Origin of the sequence: Paludibaculum fermentans, assembly GCF_051172195.1 — a bacterium.
Taxonomy (GTDB): Bacteria; Acidobacteriota; Terriglobia; order Bryobacterales; family Bryobacteraceae; genus Paludibaculum; species Paludibaculum fermentans_A.
Genome location: NZ_JBPJAQ010000001.1, coordinates 6,239,020 through 6,263,710, shown reverse-complemented (window position 1 = coordinate 6,263,710; position 24,691 = coordinate 6,239,020). Strand labels below are relative to the sequence as shown.

At 60.9% G+C, this 24,691-nt stretch carries 20 protein-coding genes and 1 tRNA gene; 11 read left to right on the top strand and 10 right to left on the bottom strand.

The window, feature by feature from the left end; all coding sequences use genetic code 11:
* Positions 1–93 precede the first annotated feature (93 nt).
* Complete coding sequence (locus tag ACR9Y2_RS25190; RefSeq protein ID WP_435044461.1) at positions 94–564, top strand: hypothetical protein; 471 nt, start codon at positions 94–96, stop codon at positions 562–564.
* On the opposite strand, the gene ACR9Y2_RS25185 is transcribed toward ACR9Y2_RS25190, so the two are convergent.
* Positions 539–2,095: a Fic family protein gene (locus tag ACR9Y2_RS25185; RefSeq protein WP_435044460.1), complete on the bottom strand. Its 1,557-nt coding sequence runs from the start codon at positions 2,093–2,095 to the stop codon at positions 539–541. The two genes, ACR9Y2_RS25190 and ACR9Y2_RS25185, sit on opposite strands and share 26 nt — an antisense overlap.
* A gap of 172 nt (positions 2,096–2,267) precedes the next feature.
* Between ACR9Y2_RS25185 and ACR9Y2_RS25180 the strand changes: the two genes are divergently transcribed.
* From ACR9Y2_RS25180 to ACR9Y2_RS25170, 3 genes are all read left to right on the top strand, one after another.
* Positions 2,268–3,035, top strand: a complete 768-nt coding sequence (locus ACR9Y2_RS25180; RefSeq protein ID WP_435044458.1) for a queuosine precursor transporter — start codon at positions 2,268–2,270, stop codon at positions 3,033–3,035.
* 138 nt (positions 3,036–3,173) lie between these two features.
* A complete protein-coding gene (locus ACR9Y2_RS25175) occupies positions 3,174–4,856 on the top strand; it encodes a GWxTD domain-containing protein (protein WP_435044457.1) in 1,683 nt (560 codons plus the stop codon).
* Between the two features lie 50 nt (positions 4,857–4,906).
* On the top strand, positions 4,907–6,703 hold the full coding sequence (locus tag ACR9Y2_RS25170; RefSeq protein WP_435044456.1) for a carboxypeptidase regulatory-like domain-containing protein: 1,797 nt from the start codon (positions 4,907–4,909) through the stop codon (positions 6,701–6,703).
* Here the strand turns inward: ACR9Y2_RS25170 and ACR9Y2_RS25165 are convergent, their stop codons facing one another.
* Both ACR9Y2_RS25165 and ACR9Y2_RS25160 read right to left on the bottom strand, forming a co-directional pair.
* On the bottom strand, positions 6,704–8,005 hold the full coding sequence (locus tag ACR9Y2_RS25165; RefSeq protein WP_435044455.1) for an enolase C-terminal domain-like protein: 1,302 nt from the start codon (positions 8,003–8,005) through the stop codon (positions 6,704–6,706).
* Between the two features lie 84 nt (positions 8,006–8,089).
* Entirely contained in the window at positions 8,090–8,230 is a 141-nt protein-coding gene (locus tag ACR9Y2_RS25160) for a hypothetical protein (RefSeq protein WP_194450994.1), read from the bottom strand.
* 63 nt (positions 8,231–8,293) lie between these two features.
* On the opposite strand from ACR9Y2_RS25160, the gene ACR9Y2_RS25155 reads away from it, so the two are divergent.
* The 6 genes from ACR9Y2_RS25155 to ACR9Y2_RS25130 all read left to right on the top strand — a co-directional run bounded on the left by ACR9Y2_RS25155 (position 8,294) and on the right by ACR9Y2_RS25130 (position 12,845).
* Positions 8,294–9,511: an MFS transporter gene (locus ACR9Y2_RS25155; RefSeq protein WP_435044454.1), complete on the top strand. Its 1,218-nt coding sequence runs from the start codon at positions 8,294–8,296 to the stop codon at positions 9,509–9,511.
* Complete coding sequence (locus tag ACR9Y2_RS25150; RefSeq protein WP_435044453.1) at positions 9,496–10,740, top strand: hypothetical protein; 1,245 nt, start codon at positions 9,496–9,498, stop codon at positions 10,738–10,740. Before ACR9Y2_RS25155 ends, ACR9Y2_RS25150 begins: the two co-directional genes overlap by 16 nt.
* Positions 10,741–10,772: 32 nt before the next feature.
* A complete protein-coding gene (locus ACR9Y2_RS25145; protein ID WP_435044452.1) occupies positions 10,773–11,360 on the top strand; it encodes a peroxiredoxin family protein in 588 nt (195 codons plus the stop codon).
* Positions 11,360–11,923, top strand: a complete 564-nt coding sequence (locus tag ACR9Y2_RS25140; protein WP_435044451.1) for a TlpA disulfide reductase family protein — start codon at positions 11,360–11,362, stop codon at positions 11,921–11,923. The genes ACR9Y2_RS25145 and ACR9Y2_RS25140 overlap by 1 nt, the downstream gene beginning before the upstream one ends.
* A gap of 5 nt (positions 11,924–11,928) precedes the next feature.
* Positions 11,929–12,747: a 3-keto-disaccharide hydrolase gene (locus tag ACR9Y2_RS25135; protein WP_435044450.1), complete on the top strand. Its 819-nt coding sequence runs from the start codon at positions 11,929–11,931 to the stop codon at positions 12,745–12,747.
* A 21-nt stretch (positions 12,748–12,768) separates the two neighbouring features.
* Positions 12,769–12,845, top strand: a tRNA-Arg gene (locus tag ACR9Y2_RS25130).
* A 219-nt stretch (positions 12,846–13,064) separates the two neighbouring features.
* Here the strand turns inward: ACR9Y2_RS25130 and rnk are convergent.
* The 5 genes from rnk to ACR9Y2_RS25105 all read right to left on the bottom strand — a co-directional run bounded on the left by rnk (position 13,065) and on the right by ACR9Y2_RS25105 (position 20,291).
* Positions 13,065–13,466 carry a nucleoside diphosphate kinase regulator gene (gene rnk, locus ACR9Y2_RS25125; RefSeq protein ID WP_435044449.1) on the bottom strand — a complete coding sequence of 134 codons (402 nt, stop codon included), beginning with the start codon at positions 13,464–13,466 and terminating at the stop codon, positions 13,065–13,067.
* A 195-nt stretch (positions 13,467–13,661) separates the two neighbouring features.
* The gene (locus ACR9Y2_RS25120; protein WP_435044448.1) at positions 13,662–14,726 is read right to left on the bottom strand and encodes an aldose epimerase family protein; all 1,065 of its coding nucleotides are present in this window, start codon (positions 14,724–14,726) and stop codon (positions 13,662–13,664) included.
* A gap of 104 nt (positions 14,727–14,830) precedes the next feature.
* Positions 14,831–17,986, bottom strand: coding sequence for a glycoside hydrolase family 2 TIM barrel-domain containing protein (locus ACR9Y2_RS25115; protein WP_435044447.1), 3,156 nt, complete (start codon positions 17,984–17,986; stop codon positions 14,831–14,833).
* Between the two features lie 35 nt (positions 17,987–18,021).
* A complete protein-coding gene (gene truA / locus ACR9Y2_RS25110; RefSeq protein ID WP_435044446.1) occupies positions 18,022–18,780 on the bottom strand; it encodes a tRNA pseudouridine(38-40) synthase TruA in 759 nt (252 codons plus the stop codon).
* Positions 18,781–18,827: 47 nt separating this feature from the next.
* Complete coding sequence (locus tag ACR9Y2_RS25105; RefSeq protein WP_435044445.1) at positions 18,828–20,291, bottom strand: glycoside hydrolase family 30 protein; 1,464 nt, start codon at positions 20,289–20,291, stop codon at positions 18,828–18,830.
* Positions 20,292–20,395: 104 nt separating this feature from the next.
* Here ACR9Y2_RS25105 and ACR9Y2_RS25100 point away from each other — a divergent pair, with 104 nt between their 5' ends.
* Positions 20,396–21,874: a GDSL-type esterase/lipase family protein gene (locus tag ACR9Y2_RS25100; protein ID WP_435044444.1), complete on the top strand. Its 1,479-nt coding sequence runs from the start codon at positions 20,396–20,398 to the stop codon at positions 21,872–21,874.
* Position 21,875: 1 nt separating this feature from the next.
* On the opposite strand, the gene ACR9Y2_RS25095 is transcribed toward ACR9Y2_RS25100, so the two are convergent.
* Entirely contained in the window at positions 21,876–23,063 is a 1,188-nt protein-coding gene (locus tag ACR9Y2_RS25095) for a glycoside hydrolase family 43 protein (protein ID WP_435044443.1), read from the bottom strand.
* A 53-nt stretch (positions 23,064–23,116) separates the two neighbouring features.
* The gene (locus tag ACR9Y2_RS25090; protein WP_435044442.1) at positions 23,117–24,664 is read right to left on the bottom strand and encodes a tannase/feruloyl esterase family alpha/beta hydrolase; all 1,548 of its coding nucleotides are present in this window, start codon (positions 24,662–24,664) and stop codon (positions 23,117–23,119) included.
* Positions 24,665–24,691 lie beyond the last annotated feature (27 nt).

The window sequence follows — 24,691 nt, the reverse complement described above, 5'->3', positions numbered from 1 at the left end:
GCCCCGCGGCGAACCGTCCCGGGGGACCCCTGGGTTATTCTGGGGACGTGCTTCAGGGCCGACGCCCCGGATCAACGAAAGGACCATCTCAGAATGAACCGTAGACTTTGGACGTTGGCGCTGGCCGTTGCCTTAGCCAGTCCGGCCGCTTTTTCGGCGGACAAACCCAATCTCACCGGAACCTGGGTTCTCAACGTCAAGAAGAGCGATTTCGGCCAAAGCCCGGGCCCCGACAAGTTCGAGCGCAAGATCGTCCACAACGATCCCGAGCTCAAGATGACCACCAAGCAGAATTTCCAGAGCCAGGAGCGGGTCAACGACGTCGTTTACGTCATCGACGGGGCCGCCCACACCGTGAAATCCGGCCAGGCGGAAGCGCAGATCACCGCTACCTGGAAAGGCAAGGACCTGGAAGTGAAGTCGGTCCGCAACGTCCAGGGCAATGAAATCGTCGCAGTCGAAACCTGGACCCTGGGCGAGGACGGCAAGACCCTGAGCACCGTCAGCCACATCAAGGCGCCCATGGGCGAACTCGAACTCAAGTTCTTCTTCGATAAGCAGTAGCGGTTCGCTCCATTGCATCGTTGACCCGCCGGGCAATCAATGCCGCGAAGGGCTCTATATCCATGTCGATACTCGCCCTATCCAGCGCCGAAAGGTACGAGTCCCGATCGTCGACACGGATCACGGTCCACGGGTAGCCGCCCGACGCCAGCATCGCGTTCATCAGGAAACGGGCCATGCGGCCGTTTCCATCGGGGAATGGGTGGATATAGCCAAACATCCAATGCCCCAACACCGCACGCACAAAAGCACTTTCTTCGGCTGCCAGCAGTTGGAACAAAACGGGCATCGCGTCGCGCACGGCCTCCCATCTCGGGGGCACATACCGGGAAGTCCGAAGGTAAACCGCATCGTTCCGATATCCGGCCAAAGCACCCGGAGGGAACAACCCGGCCAGGACGCACGGCTGAAACAGCTCGCGGTACCACGTGCGATGGCTCGCCCTTACGAGCTTCGCCGCGTCGGCGCCGTCAATGATGCGAGTCACGTCTTCCTTCACCATTTGAAAAGCCTGCCAATACCCCCGCGCCGAGAGCGCGTCCCGGCTTTGGTGGTCGCCTACGTCGTGCTCCGGATTCCATCCCCTGGTCCGCACGCGCTCGATAAGGTCGGGCGTGACGCGGTAACCCTCGATGGACAGGGAATGATACGCGTCGTCACGATAGGATTCGTCCACAAACCGCAGGTAGGCCCAGCCATCTCCCGGCAGTCCAGGCAACTGGGGCATCAACGCCGCAACCCTGCCGCGCATTAACTCCCAGAGCACCTGAAGCCGTCCCGCTATCGGCGCCGCCGCCGTTAACGGGACCACCACATGTTCCTCCGCGAAAGGATCGTTCTCCCGGACGTCATAGCCCGCGGACTTCATGGTCGCCACGATTTCGCCGGCAATCGCTGGACGCCCGATTCGCCGGAAAGCCCCGGCCAAGCGTCCCGCCACGAAGGACTGTCCACCTTCCAGCAGAGGCTCCAGGACCTCGGAGGCTTCCCGCAGACCCGCCAATACGATGCGGGCCTCCACCGGATGACGCATATACAGGCGCTCCGGCACTCTCACCAGGGAGGCGGCGGCGGAAAACAACCGCAGTCCATCTCGCTCTACCAAGTCTCTTGCCGGCGGCATGCCCTCTACCTTGAGGTCGAACAAGGAGGTTCCGTTGGGGAGGTCCATTTTGTTGTTCTTGCCCAGTGGACTATAAACCACCACCTGGGAGGGCACCACCGTCCGCTCGGCATGGAGAAAGAGCGATTGTTCGGGCGACAGGTGCCAGTCGGATCCAAAGCGCTTGTCACAATAGCGGGAGCAGAACTCCCAGAACGACGCGTACCAGGGAGTGCTGTCACCGTCCCTGGCGTTTGGGCTCGAGGAGATCAGCCAACCTTTGATCACTTCGGCCAGAAAGCCGCTTTTCAGCAGTCTCTCGCGGTCGGTGCGACCGAACTCGCTGGATAGGAAAACGCGTCGGCCGGATTCCTGAATCGTCCGCAGCACAGTCAGTGACGACGCGAGTTTTTCGCTTGGAGTGGGCATCCGCTGGTCCCCTGCCTGGGCCAACACAAGTTTTTCGTGTCGCCTAAATACAAGTTTATTATGTCGAGATAGTACACGTCAATTCTGCTGTGTGAATACAAGTTAATTCTGCGTCGACCCACCCGGGTCGTATTCCTGACGCGACGGGCCTGGTGCGGTAATCTCTTATTTCATGACCTCCTCGGCCCGCGCGTTCAGCGCGCTGGAACGGCCCGAACACCGTTTCAAGTTCTTCGACAGCCTTGTTGTTGTCTTCGTCACCATCCTGCTGATCTCCAACCTGATTGGTCCCAAGATCTGCGCCGTCGGCCCTTTCCGAATCAGCGGCGCGCAACTGCTCTTCCCCATCACTTACATCTTTGGCGATGTGTTTACAGAGGTTTACGGCTACGCCGGCTCCCGCCGCGCCATTTGGCTCGGTTTCTTCGGATCCGCTCTCATGGCCGTGATGGGGCTGGTCGTCGTCTGGCTGCCGCCCGCCCCGGACTTCAAAGACCAGGCCGCGTTCGCTACTGTCTTCGGCGCCGTCCCGCGCATGATCGCCGCCAGTCTCTGCGCCTACTGGGCCGGTGAGTTCGCCAACTCCTTCGTGATGGCCAAAATGAAGGTCCTGACCCAGGGCAAGGCTCTGTGGATGCGCACCATCGGCTCCACTGTCGTCGGCCAGTTTGTCGACTCCGTGGTCATCATGACCCTCGCGTTCGGTTTCAAGGAATCCTGGGGCACCATCCTCAACCTGATCTTCTCCGGCTATGTCGGCAAGGTACTGTACGAAGTCGTCGCAACACCGGGCACCTACCTCGTCGTCAACGGGCTCAAACGGCTGGAAGGCGTGGATGTGTATGACACTGATACCGATTTCAGCCCTTTCGCCAAGGGATCCTCCGGCGAGAAGTTTGTGGCGTTGACACCACAGTCGGAATCCGGCCTTGCCGAATGAAACCACAAACCATCTCTGTACGTCAGCATCTTTGATTTGCGTTAAAATGTAGGTGGTGCAAGTCCTGGGTGTCTCCCCCAACGGCTGCGCATCACGGTCCCTGGAAGGTGAGCCGCCCTGGAAAGCCTTGTAAAGCTTATGACAAGCAAAGAATTGGTCTCCGTCTTCCTCACCGGAACGCTGATGATCTGTCCGACCATGCCCTTGGCCGCACAGAAGAAGAAGCAGGATTCCGTCGCCCGCGAAACTGTCGCCAAACCTCAGACTGAGAAGGAAAAGCGGAGAGCTGAGGAGAAGCTCAAAAAAGAGCTGATGACGCCATACCGCAAGTGGCTCAATGAGGATGTCATCTACATCATCACCGACGAGGAAAAGAAGGCCTTTTCCCGCCTGGCGACCGACGAAGAGCGGGAACAGTTCATCGAGCAGTTCTGGCTCCGCCGCGACCCCACTCCAGACTCGCAGGAGAACGAGTACAAGGAAGAGCACTATCGCCGTATTGCGTACGCGAATGAGCGCTATGCGTCCGGCATCCCCGGCTGGAAGACCGACCGCGGCCAGATCTACATCACCTTCGGCCCGCCTGACGAAATCGAATCGCATCCTTCCGGCGGCACCTACGAGCGGCCCTACGAAGAGGGCGGCGGCACCACTTCCACCTATCCGTTTGAGAAATGGCGCTATCGCTACCTGGCCAACGTCGGCAGCGGCACCGACATCAACATCGAATTCGTCGACAAGACCATGACCGGTGAGTACCGCATGACCATGGATCCGTCCGAAAAGGACGCCCTCCTCATGGTCCCCGGCGCCGGCCTGACGATGATGGAACAGATGGGCATGTCGAGCAAGAACGACCGTTTCAACCGTACGGACGGCACTCGTCTTGGCACCGGCAACAACCCCTTGCCCGCCCGCATGAACCAGTTTGAACGCCTGCAGCAGTTCGCTGACCTCCAGAAGGCGCCCAAGGTCAAATTCACCGACCTCGAAGCCCAGGTGAACTCGCGTATTATGTTCAACCTGCTGCCCATGCAGGCCCGCGCCGACTTCTTCCCCACCACCAGCACCACGGTGATGACGAACATCACTCTGCAGTTCAACCGCAAAGACCTGCAGTTCAAACAGAACGGTCCAGTTAGCCAAGGCGTCGTCAATATCTACGCCCGCATCACCTCGATGGCCCGCCGCGTGGTCAACGTATTTGAAGACGTTGTCACCGTCGACCTCGCCACGGACCTGCTCCAGGAAGGCAGCAAGGGCTCCTCCATCTACCAGAAATCAGTGCCGCTGGCCCCGGGCACCTATCGCCTGAATGTCGTCGCCAAGGATGTCGTTGGCGGCAATATGAACAACTACGAGATGTCCCTTGTCGTCCCGCGCATGGAAGACGACAAACTCTTCGCCAGTTCGCTCATCCTGGCCGACGTCCTGGAAAAGGTCCCGACGCGCAGCATCGGCACCGGCCAGTTCGTCATCGGTTCCTCAAAGGTTCGTCCCCGCATGGGCGATAACTTCAAGAACAGCGAGAAGATGGGCATCTACGTCAAGCTGTATAACTTCCAGCCTGACGAGAAGACCAACAAGCCCTCGGGCACTGTGGAATACGAAATCGTCAAGACCAGCGATAACTCCAAAGTGCTTGAATTCACAGAGGATGTCACGCAGATCGAGGGTTCGGCCTCGCAAATGACCATCGAGAAGATGCTGCCGCTGGGCAACCTCAACCTGGCACCTGGGCAGTACACGATCCGACTGAAAGTGACCGATAAGCTCAAGAATCAGTCCTTGACCCAGTCGGCACAGTTCTCTATAACATAAGAGGTTGTTCTGAAGGAGTGTAGGGGCACGAGGAGGCCCGCCAACACCGGATGATTCGCACCACCGGGGTTGTTTTTTTGGCCGCTCTCCTGGGCGGCACCGGAAATCTGTCAGGAGCCGAACTCAAGTTGTTCGGCTCTATACAAGGACAGGTGCGTAACGGCGCTGGAGTCGGCCAGATGGGTGCGTCGGTCTTCCTGATGAACCGCTATGAACGGATCGTTCAGCGCGTTCTCACGGCCCCCGACGGCCACTTCCGCTTCGACGCTCTCACACCCGACAACTACAGTATTCGCGTTTCGCTCAGCACCTTCGTCCCCGCCATGCGCGGCAATATCCCTGTGCGCGCCGGGATGGAGAGTTTCCTGAACATCCAGCTCGCCACGCTTTTCAGCTCCATCGAACTTGTCTATTCGAATCCAACCCAAACCGGGATTCTCAGCGACGAGTGGAAATGGACCCTGCGCAGCTCCACCGCCACCCGCCCGGTGCTGCGCTTCTCGCCCAACGATCCCTGGCTTAACGGCGGATCCACACCGCAAACTCAGCCGAGTTCTGCATTCGCGGCTACTTCCGGCGTGGTCCGGGTTTCGGCTGGCGACCAGGGCATGTCGTCTTCTTTAGGATCCGAGGCCGACCTGGGCACGGCATTCGCCCTCGCCACTTCCCTCTTCGGCAGCAACGTGGTAAAGTTCAGCGGCAATTTCGGCTATGCCCCCGGCACCAATACGCCGACCACTGGTTTCCGCACCAGCTATAGCCGCCACAACGACTCAGTTTCTTCGCCCAATGTGGAACTTACTGTACGCCAGGCGGCACTGCGCCAGCGCGCCGGACAGGGCTTCTACTCCGGACAAGGCGCCAACCAGGCGACGCCCACCCTGCGCACCATGTCCGTCAAAGTGAGCGAGAAGACCACCATCACGGACGCTATCTCATTGGAATACGGCGCTGTGCTGGAATCAGTCGTCTTCATCGAGCACCTCAACCTCTTCAGTCCGTTCGCCCGCCTGACCTATGACTTGGGCAGCCTCGGGCAGGTGGAAGCCGGATTCTCGAGTGGCGCGCCGGCCCTCGACCTGATTGCCCACAATCGCGACGACAGCGGGCAGGAAGCGCTGCTCGGCCTGGCGATGTTTCCCCGTGTTTCGCTGAATCAGGGACGGGCGCGAGTCCAGCGCAATGAAACGTTTGAACTTGGCTACCGCCGTGCCGCCGGCTCCCGCACCTACGCGGCTTCGGTCTACCAGGATTTCATTCGTGACGCTGCTGTGACCTTCGATTCTCCCAATAACAACTTCGGCGACGGAGACCGGTTGCCCGACCTTGCTTCCCGCAGCTCAATCTTCAACATGGGGAACTACAAGACGATCGGCTATTCCGGTTCGGTCACCCAGAACCTCCACAGAAACTGGTCCGCTACGCTCTCCGCCGGCGCGACGGGCATGATGAGTCCAGGCGTTTCGAGCCTGGAAACCAACTCCGGCTCCGAACTTCGGCACAGCATGCGGCCGGTGAGGAAACCGTGGGCTTCGGCCCGCGTCATGGGCCAGATGCCACTTTCCGGCACCCGCCTGACGGCTTCGTACGTCTGGACCCCCGACGGCACGCTGGGACCGACGCACGCCTACCTGACGCAGACCAGCAGCCCCCAACTGGGCATGAACTTCCAGATTCGCCAGCCGATTCCCGCTGTCAGCGGCATGCCAGGCCGCCTGGAGATGACCGCGGAGTTGCGCAACCTGCTGGCCCAGGGCTACGTGCCCATCGCCAGCGCGGACGGCAGCACGCTGCTGTTGATCCAATTCCCACGTTCCGTCCGCGGCGGCGTCAGCTTTATCTTCTAGTTACCACCTGGGCAGGATCCGCTGCCAGGTGGGATCCACGTGTTTCCGCATTTCCGCGGCATCGTCGCGCTTCCGGTAGGGCAGTTTGTTGTGACGCTCTTCCAGCCGCGCTACCTGGTCCATATCCAGCTCAATGCCCAGCCCAGGTTTATCGGGAATCACCACTGCACCGTCCACAAACTTTACCCGGCCGCCCACAATCACCTCATCCTGCTCACTTTGCCAGGGATAGTGGGTATCGCAGGCGAAGTGCATACCGGGCGACACACAACAGGCGTGCGCCATGATCATCATGCTGACGCCCAGGTGGCTATTGGAGTGCATTGAGACTCCTACACCCAGGGCATCGCATAGATCGGAAAGCCGTTGGACGTTGCGGATCCCGCCCCAGTAGTGCGGATCCGACAGTACCACTTGGACTGCATCTGTACGCCAGGCCGGCACGACATCGTCCAATCCGGTCACCGCGACATTCGAAGCCAATGGCGTATCGATCCCCTCGGCCAGCAGCCGTTTGCGGACCTCCGCCATGCCTTCCATCGACGCCGTGGGATCTTCCAGATACCCGCCTCCGGACAACTCTTCACGCAGCGAGCGGCCCACATGGACCGATGTCTCCACGGACCATGCACAGTTCGGATCAATGCGAAGCGGGTAGCTGGGGCCAAACTCGCGCCTTAGGGCCCGGATGGTCTCAATCTCGACCTCCGGCTCCAGTACGCCGCCCTTTAACTTGATTTCTTTGTATCCATACTTCTCGATCATCTGGCGGCATTGCCGGACCATCGTCTCTGGCGACAGGCACTCGCCGTATTCGTCTTCCCGCGCATCGGCGCCTTCCCCGCCCCCGCCCGCGTGTTTGTAGAACAGGTAGGCCGAAAACGGAGCGGCATCCCGGGCCCGGCCGCCCAACAGGTCGCACACAGGCTTCCCCACGGCCTTGCCGATGATGTCCAGGCAGGCGGCTTCCACGGCGGCAAACGCGCGCGTGCGGGCATCCCGCGGATTCTCGCCAGGCACCATCCAGGTCTGCGACCGGTCGCCGCCGGCATCCGGTTTGCCCCAGTTCGACCACAGTGCGTGCAACTGGAACGGATCCATGCCCAGCACCATGGGCTGAATGGCCGTCAGGGCGGCCAGGGAGCCATCCCCGCCATGTGCCTCGGCGACGCCAGTGATTCCGTCGTCGGTGTTTAGAATGAGGATCGTGCGGAGAGCGTAAGGGGAGTGGAGCCCGTAGGAGCTACGGATGGGCGGGTCGGCTACGGCGACAGGATGAATAGAGAATGAACTGATGCGCACGGTGTGAGCGTATCACGCCGTGCGCATGGAATTGAATGGGGGGTGAGCCGGGATGTTGACCGGCCCTGATGAGGCGGGAGTACCCTACTTGCGCATGCCCGTGTTGGGGCTCTTCAGCCGCAACTGGCGCAGCTTCCGCTTCGTGCGCTTCGGCTTCGTAATGATAAACGTGCCGCTGCCCAGATATTCGGCCTGATACAGATTTTCTTTGACTTTTTCCGCCAAGGGAACCTCCAAGATCGTTGACTAAACACCTCATTGTACCGCAACACGCTACCCTGAAAGAGGATGGGGTCTGGCACTTTCCGCGCGCTGCGACACCGCAACTTCCGTCTCTACGCCGGCGGTATGACCGTGTCCCTGGCCGGCACGTGGATGCAGCAACTGGCCCAGAGCTGGCTAGTGTACCGGTTGACTCATTCCGAGTGGATGCTGGGCCTGACCTGGTTCTGCGCCAATATCCCCATTCTCCTGCTGAGTCCCATCACCGGACTGATGGCCGACCGCTACCCCAGGCGCCGCATCGTGCTGTACGCCCAGACCGGCGCCATGATCCAAGCCGTTATCCTGGCCATACTGACCCTCACCGGACATATTCAGGTCTGGCACGTCCTAAGCTTGGCGGTCGTCCTCGGCATCGCCAGCGCGTTCGATATTCCCGGCCGCCAGGCGCTCTTCGTGCACCTGGTGGGCAAAGAAGACCTTGTCAACGCGATCAGCCTGAACTCCGCTGTTTTCAATTCCGCGCGGGTCATCGGGCCACCCATTGCAGGCTTCGTGGTGGCCAAACTAGGCGAAGGCACCTGTTTCGCCTTGAACGCCCTGAGTTTCCTGGCGGTGATTTTCAGCCTCGTGGCCATGGACGTCGTCGAACCACCGCAGCAAGGCTCGGCGGAAACCCCGCTGCAACGCCTCGCCCACGGCTTCCGATACGCATGGGGGACCAAAGCCATTCGTGTCCTGCTGGTGACCGCCGGCGCCGCCAGCCTGGCCGCCGCGCCGGCCTCCACCCTGGCGCCCGTTTTTGCCGAAGAGATCTTCCATCGCGGCGCCCAAGGGCTGGGCATGCTGAGCGGCGCGCTGGGCCTGGGCGCCATCCTCGGCACCTTGAGCCTGGCCGGGCGACGCGGAGCCAGAGGCCTGCACTGGGTGATCCTGCTATCCACGTTAGGCATGGGCGCCGGCTTCATCGCGTACTCCTGGTCTGATTCATTCCCATTCTCCCTGGGGATTATGACGTTTCTCGGCACCTGCATATTCCGCCAGAACGCCGCTAACAACACCGCGATTCAAACCCACGTGGAGGATCACTTTCGCGGACGCGTGATGGGGCTATATTCGATGATGGTGATTGGGATGCTCCCCATTGGAAGCCTGATCTCCGGAGCTCTGGCCTCCGCGATTGGCTCCCGCTGGACAACTTGCATCGGTGGATTCGCGAGTCTCTTCGCCGCGGCTTTCGTCTATTTCAATAGGAGGACTCTCCAAACTTGGCTCGATCTCTGATCCTTACCGCCGTGCTCACCCTGCCGTTTCTGGGCCGGGCCGGCGCCCAGGTGCCTGATGCCGCGCAGATTCAGCGGGTTACCGCCGAGATCGCCGACATTACGGGCCTGGAGGTGAAGCACCCGGTGCCCTACGAAGCCATCTCCCGGGCGGGCTGGAAAAAGTGGGTGCAGGACGAGATCCAGGCCAGCGTGAAACCGACCGAAATCCGGGCGGAAGAGTTGCTGCTGAAGAAGCTCGGCCTGGTGCCGCAGAACTTCGACCTGAAGTCCGCGACTGTCGATTTACTGGGCGAACAGGCCGCTGCCGTCTACGACCACAAGCGCAAGAAGATGCTGTTTGTTGACGGGGCCACCGACGACGCCATGGCGGAAGCCGTCCTCGTCCATGAACTCTCGCACGCGGTGGCCGACCAGCACTTCGACATGAAGCGTTTCCTGGAAAAGGGTCCCAAATCCGACGAAGCCCAATCCGCCCGCATGGCCGTGGTGGAGGGCCAGGCGATGTGGATCATGGTGGAATCGCAACTTCGCAAACTGGGCCAGAGTCTCAAAACCAATCCCGGGACCCTGGAGATGATGCTGCCCGCCATGGGCCAGATGGCAGCGGAAACCTACCCCATCTTCAGCAGCGCGCCGCTCTATCTGCGGGAAACACTACTCTTCCCCTATTCGGGCGGGATGATGTTCCAGCAGGCGATCTTCGTTCGGTCGGGTAAGGACTCGTTCGCGGAGATCCTGCGCAAGCCGCCGGTCTCGACGCAGCAGATCCTACATCCTGCCAAATATATCCAGAATATTGAACCCACTCATCCGGCGTTGCCGGCGGTCGCCGCCCGTAAAGAGTATGAAAGCCTGACGGAAGGCAGCATCGGCGAACTGGACTTCCGCATCCTGTTGCAGCAGTACACGAACCTGCAGGATGCGACAAAGCAGGCGGAGAAGTGGCGGGGCTCGAGCTTGGACCTATTGGAGCACAAACGGGACAAACACACCGTGCTGCGCTGGTCGGTGGAATGGGATACACCGGAATCTGCCCGGGAGTTTCTACGAATGTATCGGCGGGTCCTGGCCGGGAAATGGAAGAAGCTGGAGTATAAGGAAGAGACGGAAACCGTACTGACTGGCACGGGTGACGATGGCAACTTTCGCCTGGTGGCGGAAGGGGCCAAGGTGACTGGACTGGAAGGGCTGAAACCTGACGAGGCGCCGGCCCGTCCGGGGCTATAGCCGGTGCGTTATATTGAAAGGCAAGCTCGATTATGATCAACCGTAGAAACTTCGTAGGCCTTGGCGCGGCGGCATCGCTCGGCGGACTCAACCTGTTCGCGGACCTGCAGGTCCCGAAACCCGCGCCCGAGCTCGTCATCACCCTGAACAGCGGCGAACTGGTTTTGCTGAGCAAGCTCAAGGGCAAGGTCGTTGTTCTGGAATTCCTGCTCACCACCTGCCCCCACTGCCAGCGCTGCTCGGCCGTGATGCAGAAGGTTCTCAACGAGATGGGCGGCGAGAAGTCGTTCACGGCGCTGGGAACAGCGGTGAATCCTGACGACCTCACGCAGGCCAGGATGTTGATCCCGGAGTACATCTACAAGCTCGGCCTGAAGTTTCCGGTGGGCTATACCAAGCGTGAGATGGCCTATCAATGGCTGGGTGCCGACCCCAACAAGGGGCCGGTGTACTTCCCGCAACTGGTGTTTATTGACCGCAAGGGTATGATCCGCGCTTACCATCCCGGCACCGACACGAAGTTCTTTGAAGATGAAGAGAATAACGTGCGCAAGGTAGTGGAAGGTTTGGTCAAGGAAGGCACCGGCGCCGCGCTGCGAACTCAAGCAAAGAAGGGCTAATGCATATGCGTCTTTTCTCCGCCACCCTGCTCGCGGCGTTGTGCCTATCTTCCGCGGCTGTGGCGGAAACGCTGCCACGCCCTGCCGGCGAAATCAAGTTCATCGCGCATACCGGCGAGACCATCACGCTATCCGGGCTGAAGGGCAAAGTGGTGGTGCTCGAGTTCTTGCTCACCACCTGCCCGCATTGCCAGGAGATGGCCCGTCGTCTTTCCGGGCTCCAGAAGGAATTTGGCCCCAAGGGCCTGCAGGTGATCGGGCTGGCGATCGACGAGAACGCGGGCGCCAACCTGCGCAATTTCGTTGTGAAGAGCGGGGCGAGCTTCCCGCTGGGCGTCTACGATTACATGCAGTCGCGGGCGTACCTGCAGATTCCTGACGTGGTCCGCATGAGCATGCCGCACATCGCCATCCTTGACCGTAAGGGCCTGATCCAGGTCCATCATGGAGCAGAAGAGCCGTGGATGGGCGACAACGTGATCGACGCCAATCTGCGAGCCGACATCACCCGTCTGCTGGGCCAGGCTCCGGCCGCGAAACCCGCAGCAAAGAAGAAGAGTTAGTTCCCATGCGTCTCCTTGCCATCGCCTGCACCCTGTCCGCGAGCCTGCTCGCCCAGCAACTGCCCAACACCCTCACAAAAGAGGAGAAGAAACTGGGCTGGACGCTGCTGTTTGACGGGAAGTCGATGAAGGGCTGGACGAAGGCCGGCGCCGACGCCTGGGCCGTGGAAGATGGCTGCCTGAAGTCGCTGGCCAACCCGAAAATCCGTGAGGACCTGCTGAGTTCAGGAACCTTTGGCGACTTCGTCCTGACCTTCGAATGGAAGGTAGCTCCGGGCGCAAACAGCGGCGTCAAGTATAAGATTCAGGATTCGGCGCTGATCGATGCAGCGCAGCTGCCAAATCCCAAGATGCCTTTCGAGCAGCAGGTGGCTTACGAGTTGGAGCACCACTCGGCGCGGCTCGACAAGGTAAAGACGGGCTCGGGCGCGCAGGTCTACCCGGTGGCCTTTGAATACCAGGTCATCGACAACCAGCGGCATCCTGATGCGCTGCACAGCCCGCTCAGCCGCGCGGCGTCGCTTTACCGCATGGCCGCCGCCACCAAGGACGCCACCAAACCGGTGGGCGAGTTTAACCAGGGCAAGATCGTGGTGCGGGGCAAGCACGTCGAGCACTGGCTGAATGGTGTGAAGGTCGTGGACACGGATCTGGACACCGCCGAGGTGCGCAAGCACATTGAAGAGCGGTGGGCTGCGGGCCATCCGGTGCGCGAATTGCTGGAGAAGATGCCGAAACAAATCACGCCGATCGCGTTGCAGCACCACAATGATGTCGCGTGGTTCCGCAACATCAAGATTCACCGTCTGGCGCCGCCCAATTAAGCTATAATCGTAGAGAACTGTGCGCCCGTAGCTCAGCTGGATAGAGCGTTTGCCTCCGGAGCAAAAGGTCAGAGGTTCGAATCCTCTCGGGCGTACCACTTCCCCTTCACACCCCTCCCCTCTCCCCCTGGTCGGCTGTATCCCCAGTTTTGTACGTTGAAGGCGCCATTCGCCTCGATGGCAGGGGGGCAATCACGTGCGTGCGTAGCCGATCGGCAGAAGAGACCGGCAATGTACGAGAACCCCGCCAGGAGCAAGCAGGCTTGTCCCTGACGGGGTCATATCGGGCGATTGGAAGCGATGGCGGTCCGGCGGAGTCAGGCGGGTGGAGCGCCTGCCGCTTCCGGTTGGTATAAGACCTCCATCACCTGCACCCGCTTGACCCCTCGGGGCACGGTCCACTCGATTGTGTCTCCACTGCGGTAGCCGAGGAGGGCGGTTCCAATGGGAGCCAGTACGGAGAGCGATAACTCACCCCGTCCCGCTTCACTCGGATAGACCAGGCGATAGGTTTTCAGTTCTCCTGAATCGAGGTCGCGCAGACTCACTACGGAGTGCATCGTGACGACATCGGCCGGAAGTTCCGCGGGGTCTACGATGTCGGCGCGGTCGAGTTCAGCTTCCAGTTGCTGCAGGTCCTGGCGGACGGAGGCCCGATCGGCAATGATGCTGCTGAGCCGTTCGTAGTCGTCTTGCGTCACGAAGATGTGTTTTTCCATGGAGAGGCTCCAGCCTGTTTGGATGCACTTCGTGGGCCATCCGGTGCGATTCAAAACAAAGGACTTGTTTTCAGCGCGTGACGACCGGCTGCCTTAAAACCGCCACTCAGTCCGGTTTCAGACAGTCGGGCGGTTTGACAGCAAGAGGGCCGCCTTGCGGACGGCCCCATTTGACCAGTGATTGAGAGGATCCGGTTACTTCGCCGGCTCGACGAAACGCATCTTCCAGACAGTGGTTGTCTTGTACTCCTCACCAGGTTTCAACACGGTGGTAGGAAATTCCGGATGGTTCGGTGAATCCGGGTAATGCTGAGTTTCCAGGCAGAAGCCGGTGCGCTGCGCATAGTTGTTGGCGTTCTTGCCAACGGCCGAGCCGTCGAGGAAATTGCCGGTATAGAACTGGACGCCTGGTTCCGTTGTCCAGACTTCCAGCACACGGCCCGAGGGCGGATCCACAGCCTTGGCCGCCATGACCAGTCCGTTGCCGGAACGGTTGAGCACATAGTTGTGGTCGTAGCCTTTGCCGAGCACCAACTGCTCATCCTTGTCGTTGATGCGTGACCCGATGACCGTGGGCTTGCGGAAATCGAAAGGCGTGCCCGTTACATCCTTCAACTCGCCAGTGGGGATCAAGCCGCTATCGACTGGGGTGAAGTGATCCGCATTGATCTGCATGACCTGACTCAGGATGTCGCCATTGCCCTGTCCGGCGAGATTGAAGTAGGTATGATTCGTGATATTCAATACTGTCGCTTTGTCCGTCGTCGCCAGGTAGTCGATCTGGATATCGTCGTTGTTGCTGAGCGAATAGGTGACGCTGACTTTCAGGGTGCCGGGATAGCCTTCCTCGCCGTCCTTGCTGGTATAAGTCAGGATCGCTTTCTGGACGCCGTTCGACTCTTCTGTCTTACCACTCCAGATCACCCGGTCGAAGCCCACCAGGCCGCCGTGAAGGCTGTTCTCGCCGTTGTTTCTGGCGAGAGTATACTCCTTGCCATCCAGGCTGAACTTGCCCTTGGCGATGCGGTTTCCGTAGCGCCCGACGATGGCTCCAAAATAAGGATTGGGTCCCTCATAGCCCTTCAGGCTGTCAAAGCCCAGGGCGATGTCGGCCAACCGGCCGCGGGCATCGGGCGTCTTCAAGGTGACCACCCGCGCACCGTAGTTGGTGATGGCGATCTCGACGCCGTTGCGGTTTCTCAGGGTGTAGAGGCTGATCGCTTCACCCTTGTCCGTCTTTCCATAATCCTGCGTTGTCACGGCCCCTACTCCTCCTTGTTCGAGTTTCTTGCAACCGGCGAGCGCCGCCGCAGCTACAACCAATGTGAGAATTTTCGAATGCATCTTGCCTCCAATTCAGTGTTTCAGAACGATTCCAGCGTTTTGGAGCTGAAGTCGCCTTCCACCGGCGACAGTCTGTATCGATATGAGTATGACTGATCGGAAGGAATCCGATAGGTCTGCATCGGCAGGGCATTGGGTGACCAGCTATCGATGCCGCCGATGCCCATCTGCTTCCAGTCGAGGTTCAGGAAGACCTGCGGATGCGGCTGCATCATGAAAGTATAGGCCGCCCGCTCCAGATCGTCCTTGGTGAAATGTTTGGCGCCCACGCTCAATTGCGGAGCCCCGACGGCCAGCAACCCTAAGCCTTGCGCGTTCGTGAGGGCTACCCACCGTACGTCCGTTTTGTTGCCATTCTCCTGCGGACGCGAGTAGTCCACCCATTCCTTGGCGACAGTGCTCTTGTAGATGCCCAACCGCTCAAACGGCCGATCGATGTAAGTCTCGGCCGGACCTCGTCCATACCATGACAGATTCTCCAAGCCAGGCGACACCACCAGTTCCGTACCGAAGCGCTCCATCATGGCCCGTTTCTGCGTTCCTGGTTGATAGGACGTTTCCACGATCACATCGCCGGTGCCGTGCACAGTGTAGGTCATCGTGACCCTGGCGCCGCCTGCGTTGGCCGGTACCGCCTTTACCGTGATCTTGGCCGTGCGGTCGTCCACCTTCTCAACCTGGGCCGACTGCACGTCCCACCACGTTCCGGCGTCGCGCCAGACCTTCATGTCCGATTCCACCGGACGCTTGCCGAGTGCTTTCCGCGCACCTACATCGTTGTCCGTTTCAGCACGCCAGAAGTCGACACGCGGACCGCGGTCCAGCAGCGATACGCCTCTGTACTTGTAAGACGTGATCACGCCTTCCTTCCTGCTGAACATCATCGAGAAGGTGCCACCCTTGAACGCAACCCATTCCCCCTCATCGGTCATGGTCAATGCCGGCGCCTTTGTGAAATCGGCCGGCTTCGCGTCTTCCCTGCCCGGCAGCGCGAACTGATCGTAAGAAATCTCATGCCCGCGCTTGGCCCATGACTGGTCGGACTTCAGTTTGTAGCTGATATTCAGCCAGTACTCGTTGCCCGGACCCGCTTTCAGCTTTGGAATCGGCAGTGCGTATTCCCGCTCCTGGCCCGGCGCCACATTCAGATCAGCGATCCGGCCCGAGGCCAGCACCGCGCCGCTAGCCGAGGACACTGTCCACGTCGCTTCCGCGATGTCCTGCGCGTTGGTGAAGTTGAACCAGTTCTTGACCTTGATGCGTCCATCCACGAGATCGACCGCGGAGGTGTGCAGGTTGCGGTAAACGTACTTAATGGCGGACAACCCGGGATGCGGGCGCCGGTCGGCCGACACGAGGCCGTTGTTATTGAAGTTGTTGTCGTTGCGGATGCCCGTCTTGTCTTCCCACCAGCCGCCATAGGCGAGAAAGCGCGGCGCAGGCCAGTTCTGCTTGAACTCCTGCGGAGTGGGTACCCAGAGGCCCTGATCCACCCAATCCCAGACGAACGCACCCTGCGCATTCGTGCCGCTGTAGAAGATGTCCCAGTATTCCTTCAGTCCGCCGTTCGAGTTGCCCATGGCATGCGTGTATTCGCACAGGATGAGCGGCATGTCCGGCCGCTTGGCCGCCTCGCGCTTCACCCGCTCGGGCGTGGGATACATGAACGAATTAATGTCGGCGTTCGAACCGCCGTGCGATGTCGTACCTTCGTAATGCCAGGGACGGGACGGATCCCGTTGCTTGGCCCACTCATAGGTGAGTTTGGCATTGATGCCGTCGCCCGCCTCATTGCCCATCGACCAGGAGAAGATGGAGGGATGATTTTTGTCGCGCTCCACCATGCGCTGCACGCGGTCCATGTAGGCGCCCGTCCAGACTGGCGAATCCGTCAGTAAGTTGCCGGGTTCGTTCCCGTAACCATGCGTCTCGATATTGGCCTCGTCCATCACGTAGAGGCCGTACTGGTCGCACAGCTCATACCAGTCGGGATGATTCGGATAGTGCGACGTCCTCACCGCGTTGAGGTTGTACTGCTTCATCAACTCAATGTCTCTGACCATCAGCGCGCGGTCCACCACTTTGCCCGTCTCCGGCGAATGTTCGTGGCGGTTCGTACCCTTGATCAGGATCACCTGCCCGTTCACCTTCAAGCGCCCGCCTTCTATCTTGATGGTGCGGAACCCAACCCGCTGCGGGATCACTTCGATGACGGCGCCCGACGCGCTCTTCAACGTGAGCAGCATCTTGTAGAGATACGGCGATTCGGCCGACCACAGCTTCGGCGCGGCCACCTGCATGGCCAATCCGGCCTCGGCCGCGCAGGGCGCCTGAGCCTTGCCGACAGCGGCCCCAGTCGCATCAAACAGTTCGGCTTCCAGCGTACACTTCCCGGGATTCAGGATTTCCGCCTTCACCTTCAGCGCCCCGTCCATGGGCGACTGCACTTCATAGTCGCGGACATGGCTGCGCGCGGTGGACCACAGATAGACTTCGCGATAAATGCCGCTCATGCGCCACATGTCCTGGTCTTCCAGGTACGCGCCATCACCGAAGCGGTAGACCTGCACGGCCAGAACATTGGCGCCGGGCTTGAGATGCTTCGTAATGTTGAACTCGGCCGGAGTGCGGCTGTCCTCGTTGTAGCCCACCATCACACCGTTCACCCACACATAGAACGCGGAATCGACACCGGCGAAATGCAGGTAGACTTCGCGGCCCTTCCAGGCAGGTGCGAGGGTGAAGGTGCGGCGGTAGCTGCCCACGGGATTGAAGTCCTTGGGCGGCGTCGGCATCTTCTTCGTGTCCTGTGGGAACGGGTAGATCAGGTTCGCGTAGATGGGGATGTCAAAGCCGTGCAGTTGCCAGCTTGCGGGCACCGGCATCGTGCGCCACGCCGAGTCGTTGAAGTCCGTCCGGAAGAAATCCAGCGGACGGTCGGCAGGCCGCAGTACGCCGTCGAACTTCCAGGTTCCGTTCAAAGACTGGAACCACGGCGACTGCGCCATTTGCCCGCCACGGGCGAGTTCGGCCGTGGGGTACACCATCATGGTGGCGTGAGGTTTCTCCAGGCCAATCTTGAAAATGGCCGGATTATCCCACTCTGGCCGGTCGGCCGCGAGGCAAGCGCTTACAAGCAATACAAGAGAGACAGACGAGGTCAGTGCGATCCGCATGAATTAGACTCCGGGGACTACCGCATCCGAAAATATCACACCTGCGGGTAGCGAATCTTCTCCAGGAAAAGTCCCGAAGCCGGAGCCGTCCACGACGCCACGTCCAACTGCGGGCCGCGGGCCTCAATCAGATCCTGAAACTGCTCCACCGTCAACTCGCCTTTGCCTACTTTTACCAGGGTTCCTGCAAGCCTTCTCACCATCCGCCACAGGAAGTGCGAAGCCTCGATGTGAAACAAAATCAGGTCGTCCTGTTCTTCCACCGTGGCCGACTCCACCACGACGATGCTCGACTCTCCGGGCTTGGAGGGATCCTTCGCGCGGAATCGCACGAAGTCATGGCGGCCAGGGATGAACTCCGCCGCAGCCTTCATTTTCTCGACATCCAGCGGCTCTTTGATCCACCACACGAACTTCTTGGAGAACGCCGTTTTTCGGCGGGAGATCTGGTAGACATAGCTGCGCGACGACGCATCGTGCCGCGCATGAAACTTAGCCGGGACTTCCCTGGCGGAAATGATCGCGATATCGGCGGGCAGGGCTTCGTTCATCAACCGGGCGAGCAATTCGGGTGAGACCGGACGCCGCGGATTCGCGCGCAGGTGCGCCACTTGTTCCGCGGCATGGACCCCGGCATCGGTGCGGCCGGCGCCCATCAGCTCTACAGGACCGGCGAAAAGCTCCTCGGCGGCCTTGCGGAGTTCGCCCATCACAGTCTTCGGCGCATTCGTCTGTTCGGCCCAACCGCTATAGCGGGTGCCGTCGTACTCAATCAGAAGCTTCCAAGTCCTCACTATTCGAGCTTACCCCGTGGACGCGGGGGCGTCGTTAGCAGGAGGCCCTACACCCAGCTCAAATTCGTAATCGAATGAGCAGGTACGGTCAACTGTGTCATGACCCCGCCCAGCCTGATCTGGACCGGTTTGTCGACCGCGGACACATTGCTCAGCACGAGCACCTTCGTCCCATCGCGTTGGGTGAATGCGGCATGCGCCACGGCATCGCCACCGCCTTGTGACGAGAACCTCTTCGATCCGCGGCGGGCCGCGTGCGTGTAATGCTTCAGCACCCAGTAGTCGGTGCTGCGGGAGATTTCCCTAGTCTTGGAATCAATGGTAAGCGTGCCTCGGGCATGCACGAACGGCCCGATGTTGGGGTTGCCATTCTCGTCGAGGACGAGGTTCCATAGCATGAAGCAGCGGGTCCAGTTGCGGACGGCCGCCGCGGCGAGCGCTCCACCCCGGGCGATGCGGACGTTTGGCGGCAAGACTTCGCGCTTGGGGGCATCGGTGGAGGCGAGAGGAGCGCCTCCGGCCAGGCCGCCGGCGGAAAAGGCTCCTACACTGTTGAAGCTGCCCTCGGTCCAATAGGCGTGTTTGTCGGGGAAGGCGTCATGGACGCGGCTCATGGCATCAATGGTGCCGAGATACGGATGCCAGGCGACGCCGTCGATATATTTGTTGAACGCGGGTTCTTCCAGCGAATTGATGACCCGGCCCCAGAGATTCCAGTTGTGGTCGAGCATCCAGATCTTCGTCTTGAGGTTGTTTGCGGCGAGCGCCGGCCCCAACTGCTGGCTGACGAAGACGATCTCATGTTCCTGGGCCCACACACAGGCGGGCATGCGGGCATCCTGGTCCGTATCCACTTCGTTCTGCGACGTGATCGCGTCGACGGGAACGCCCTCGGCCTCGTAGGCCTTGAGGAATTTCACAAGATAGCGGCCGTAAACTCCGAAATTCTTAGGCTTCAAGGAACCGCCCAGCATTGTGCCGCTGGCCTTCATCCAGCCGGGCGGGCTCCATGGGCTGGCGAGCAGGAAGAGGTCAGGATTGAGCTTGCGGGCCAACCGGAGTTGGGGCAGGATGTACTGTTTGTCCTGATCGATGGAGAACCGCTTCAACTCGGGATCGGGTTCCCCCTCGTCATAGCTGTACATCCTGGTCGCAAAATCGCTGGAGCCGATGCAGATCCGCGTGACGCCCATGCCGAGTTCGGAGGGATGATACAGCTCGTGCATCAGCTTCTCCCTCGCGCCCGCATCGAGCTGGTTGATCATGTAGGCCGAGGCATCCGTCAGCGCGCCGCCAAAGCCGAGCATCTCCTGATACGTGCGGGAAGGATCGAGCGTGATGGCGTCGTCCAGCGGGGCGCCAGCAGGCCGCCATTGCAGGGCGGGCTGATCCGCAAACATCTCCGTCCCGGCGGTACGGCGAACGCTGATGGTTCCGGCTCCGCCTGCTAAAGTCTGTGCCGTGGCTGGCAAAGCGCTGAACAACGCGGCGGCGCCTGACGTGGTCAGCAATTCCCGACGAGTACTTCCGTTCGACATCGCGCCTAGTCTATGCCCGCGGATACGAATTCACAAGGGCCTGGGCCGGCGGGTTCGCCTGGATACAATGAGGGGCGATGAAGCTGCGCTCTCGACCATCCCTGAAGGTAGGCCTCCTGCTGGCGTTCTGTGCGATCGCCGGAACGGCCCAGACCCCGGCCACGCTGCCCACTGATCGACTGAACGAACCGTGGTGGGCCAAGCGGCACGCGGCAGTGCTGGAGAAGGTGCAGTCGGAGAAGGACACTGAGCTGATTCTGCTGGGTGATTCCATTACGCAGAACTACGAGAAGGCCGATCCCCCGGATGAAGACTTTCAGCCCACCTGGCGGCATTTTTATAGCAGCCGCAAGGCATTGAACCTGGGCTTCAGCGGCGATACCACGGCGCATGTTCTGTGGCGGCTGGAGCACGGTGAAGTGGATGGGCTGAGGCCGCGCGCGGTCGTGCTGCTGATCGGGACCAATAACACGGCCCGCGGTCAATCGGCTGAAGAGACGTCGCGAGGCATCGAGTCGGTGGTGGCGAAACTTCGCGAGAAGCTGCCGCAGAGTGCCATCCTGCTGCTGGGCCTGCTGCCCAGCGAGGTCTCTCCGGAGAAGAGCGGGGTGGATGCAGAGGTGAACCGCCGCCTGGCCAGGCGTTACGAGTCAGAGGAAATGGTGGCTTACCTCGATATCAGCCCGGCCTTCTTCCAGGACAACCGGCTGAATACGGCGATCTTCTACGATCCTCGCCTGAAAACCCCGCGCAAGCCCCTGCATCCCGACACCACCGGGCAGCGCCTGATGGCCGAGGCGATTGAGCCGACGTTGACGCGGTTGATGGAGGACGGGCCGAGACAATACCTGGCTGGCCTGAGCGCCGTAAATACGGCACTCATTCCGGTGCCGAGGCTGGAACGGGATTCCTACGATTGGGATCAGCGCCACCGCGATGTTCTGGCGGCCAAGTCGCAGATCGAACCGGAGATTGTACTGGTGGGCGATTCGATCACGCACTTTTGGGGCGGTCTCCCAAAGGCCAACCATGTGAACGGTCCCAACGCCTGGGCAGCGGCCTTTGGCGGCACGCCCGTGTTGAACCTGGGCTTCGGCTGGGACCGCACGCAGAATGTACTGTGGCGGCTGCAGCACGGGGAGTTCGACGGCCTGCACCCCAAGACGGTGATCCTGAACATCGGCACCAATAACCTCACGGGCACTGTGAATGCGCGGGCTAACACTCCGGAGGAGGTAGTGCAGGGGATCCTGGCGATTCACGAGAAGGTGCGCGCATCGTCTCCGGGAAGCCGCCTCGTGGTGATGGGTATTTTCCCACGCGGCTTCTCCCCTTCGGCCCGGCTGCGTGCACCGATTGCGCGGGTGAACCAACTGCTGGCCGCAGCCCTGGCGGGCAAACCGGATACGACATTCCTGGACATCGGCGCGCGGTTCCTGCAGCCCGACGGAACGCTGCCGAAGCGCTTGATGAACGACGGCACGCATCCCACCGAGGAAGGCTACGCGATCTGGGTGCAGGCCCTGGCCGAGGCCGGCGTCATTCGCCCGCGCTGATCTATCCCTTGCGCTTGCCCTTGCTACTGGAAGGCAACGGCTGCGGCGAAGTGACCGGCCCGTGGACGACCAGTGTGCCATCCTTGCCGATCTCCATGCGATCGAGGAACAGGACGCGCCGTTGGCCGGTGGCCGCGGTTCTCCCTGCATAGAGACAGAGCATCTCCGAGCCGTCGGGCGAGTAGGTGACACAGTTGTGCGCCGGGCCGGTGACGGTGCCTCCGCGGTCGTTGTTCTTCTTCAGCACGGGATTGTTGGCAGCCTTGGTGTACGGACCCAGGGGGTGCTTCGCCGTGGCATAGCCCAGCGCGTAGTTCTCGCCCAGATAGTGATTGGCGGAATACATCAGATAGTAAGTGCCGCCGTGCTTGAAGACGCAGGGGCCTTCCGTCCAGCGCCGGTTGACCTCCTTCGTCGTCACGGAGAGGTTCTCCCACGCGGCGTTCTTGTCGGAGAGGCTGACGGGGGGACGCAGGACCATAGCCGGCTGTCCGAGGGTGCCGGTGAAATCCGGCTTCACTTCCACGCCGTAGATCCAGCTCTCCTCGATCTCGCTGTAGAGCTTCTCTTTGCGCGCCCAGTCAGCAAGCTCACTCTCCACTGGATGTTTGTAGCAGCAGCGCGAGTAGAAGAGATAGATGCGTCCATCGGAATCGAAGAGCAGTTCGGCGTCGATGGCCGGGTAACCAGGATCGAATAGCGGAGCGTTACGGATGTCGCGGAATGGCCCTTCAGGCTTGTCCGACACGGCCGCACCGATGCGGTAGTTCTCTTTCTCCTTGTTTGGGTTGTCGCGCCATTGGGCGCTATAGAACAGATAGTAGCGATCCTTCACGTGATAGACGGCGGGCGCCCAGAAGGTGTCCGTGCACCAGGCGGTGGCCGGGTCCCGCGAATAGACCTCTCCGATGGGTTTCCAATGGACCACGTCAGTGGAGCTGAAAGCGGGATAGGCGGTGGCGCCGCGGCCGCCGCCCGTGCCATAGACGAAGTACTGCCCGTTGGGCTCACGCAGGACGAACGGGTCGGCGACGGCGATGGATAGGGGATTGGTGTAGGTCTGCGGGGCCTCCTGCCCGGCAGCCAACCAGGGCGCGGCGACGGCACCACCCAGTCCGCACAACAAGGTGCGGCGTGAGGCCCTGCTGGGCAATGAGGCAGTGTCCGCTGCTTTCTTTTCATCCGGCATGACTGAGATTCTCCTATGGCGGCCCGTCGGCCAGGGTGTCGCTATCGATGATTCTATTCGCGGCAGACGAAGTTGCGGGCGTCCTCGGGGTCGCCCTGCCCCGTGTAGTGTGCGGATTTCGGATAGGCGCACAGCGGCCGGCTGCGCCCCGGAAAGGCCTTGCCGGTAGCCGTCACGGCGTCGGGCGCTTTGCCCTTCTCCACCCAGTCCACCACGGCGCTGAGCATATCGAAAGTATCCAGCGCCGCTTCGCCGCCTCCACAATGCCCCATGCCCGGAACCAGGTAGATCCGGCTCCAGTCCGCGACCTTGGCCGGGCCGCCATTGGCGGCGCTCATCTTCTGGTAATACTCCAGCGTATCCAGCGCCGAGAACCAGGGATCGCTGACACCGTGGTAGAAGAGCAGTTTGCCGCCATGGCCGGAGAAGGTCGTCAGGTTGGTGGCAGTAGTGTCCACCAGAGGATTGGCGACCAGCATCACTTCCTTGTCGACATCTTGCTCAGTACCGGTGCTGGGCGGGCCGACTGGGCTAGGTCCGGGATTGAGCAAACCGGGGATGCCCCGCTTGGCCGTAATCCCCGTGTCGAACAGAAAGCCCGGATACACCTGGATTCCGCGAGAATCCCTGGGACCGCCGAAAGCGCGTTTGAGGGCGCCGGCCTGCTGAGCCGTGAGGCAGGAATCGCTCTTGGCGCCGCTGCAGACGAGGGAAGAGGGGTCGAAGCCGCAGCCGCTGATGTTGAAGACCATACCGTCTTCGACGCCATCTTTCAGGTCGCACTGCTTCAGCAGGGACTTGACCACCAACTGGCGGTCGCTCTCGGAGAAGGCTCCCCCTGGAATCGGTTTGCCTTGTGCGTCTTTGGGTGCAATCTGGTTAAAGCTGATGGCAACCCAGCGATCGGCCAGATTGGAGAAGCCCGTGCGCATGGCCGGGGCGCCGGAAACCACGCCGTCGAAATAGCGCGGGTACCGCTGGGTCATCAGCATGGCTTCGCGGCCGCCCGTGGAGCAGCCCGAGAAATAGGAATACCCGGCAGGCTGGCCGTAGTACCGGGCGATGATCAGCTTCGCCACTTCGGCCACACGGCCAACCGCGATGTAGGCAAAATCGAGGCTGGCCTGCTGGTCCTGCAGGAACGAGGCATCGAAGGCGCCGGCGCCGGTGTGTCCCGAATCCGTGTTGACGACGGCGAAGCCGCGAACCAGCGCCGGAATCGTTCCGGCGGCCTGCGCGCCCAGGGGGAATTGGACCGAGCCATTCAGCCCGCCACCGCCCTGCATGAGGAAGCGGTGATTCCATTCAGCAGGCAAGGTGAGGGCGAAGCCGATGCCATAGGACTTGCCCCCTTCTCCAGTACGTTTGTCGATCACCGCGTCCAGCCGGCAGAAGGCAGGCAGCGGCCCGGTGTAGCGGGGCCCGGCCGGCGTGGCGCCAGGCGCCGAGGCCGGAAACCATTCCGCTTTGTTGATCACCATCGCCAGATTGGGAATCTGGAGGTTGGCCAGTTTCGCGCATTCCGCGGGTCCCTGCGCTTGTGCCTGACCCGCGGTCCAGAGCGACATGCCGGCCACTATCGACATCAATGTCCATCTCATCTGCGTTTCACCTCCGATTCCCTCTGA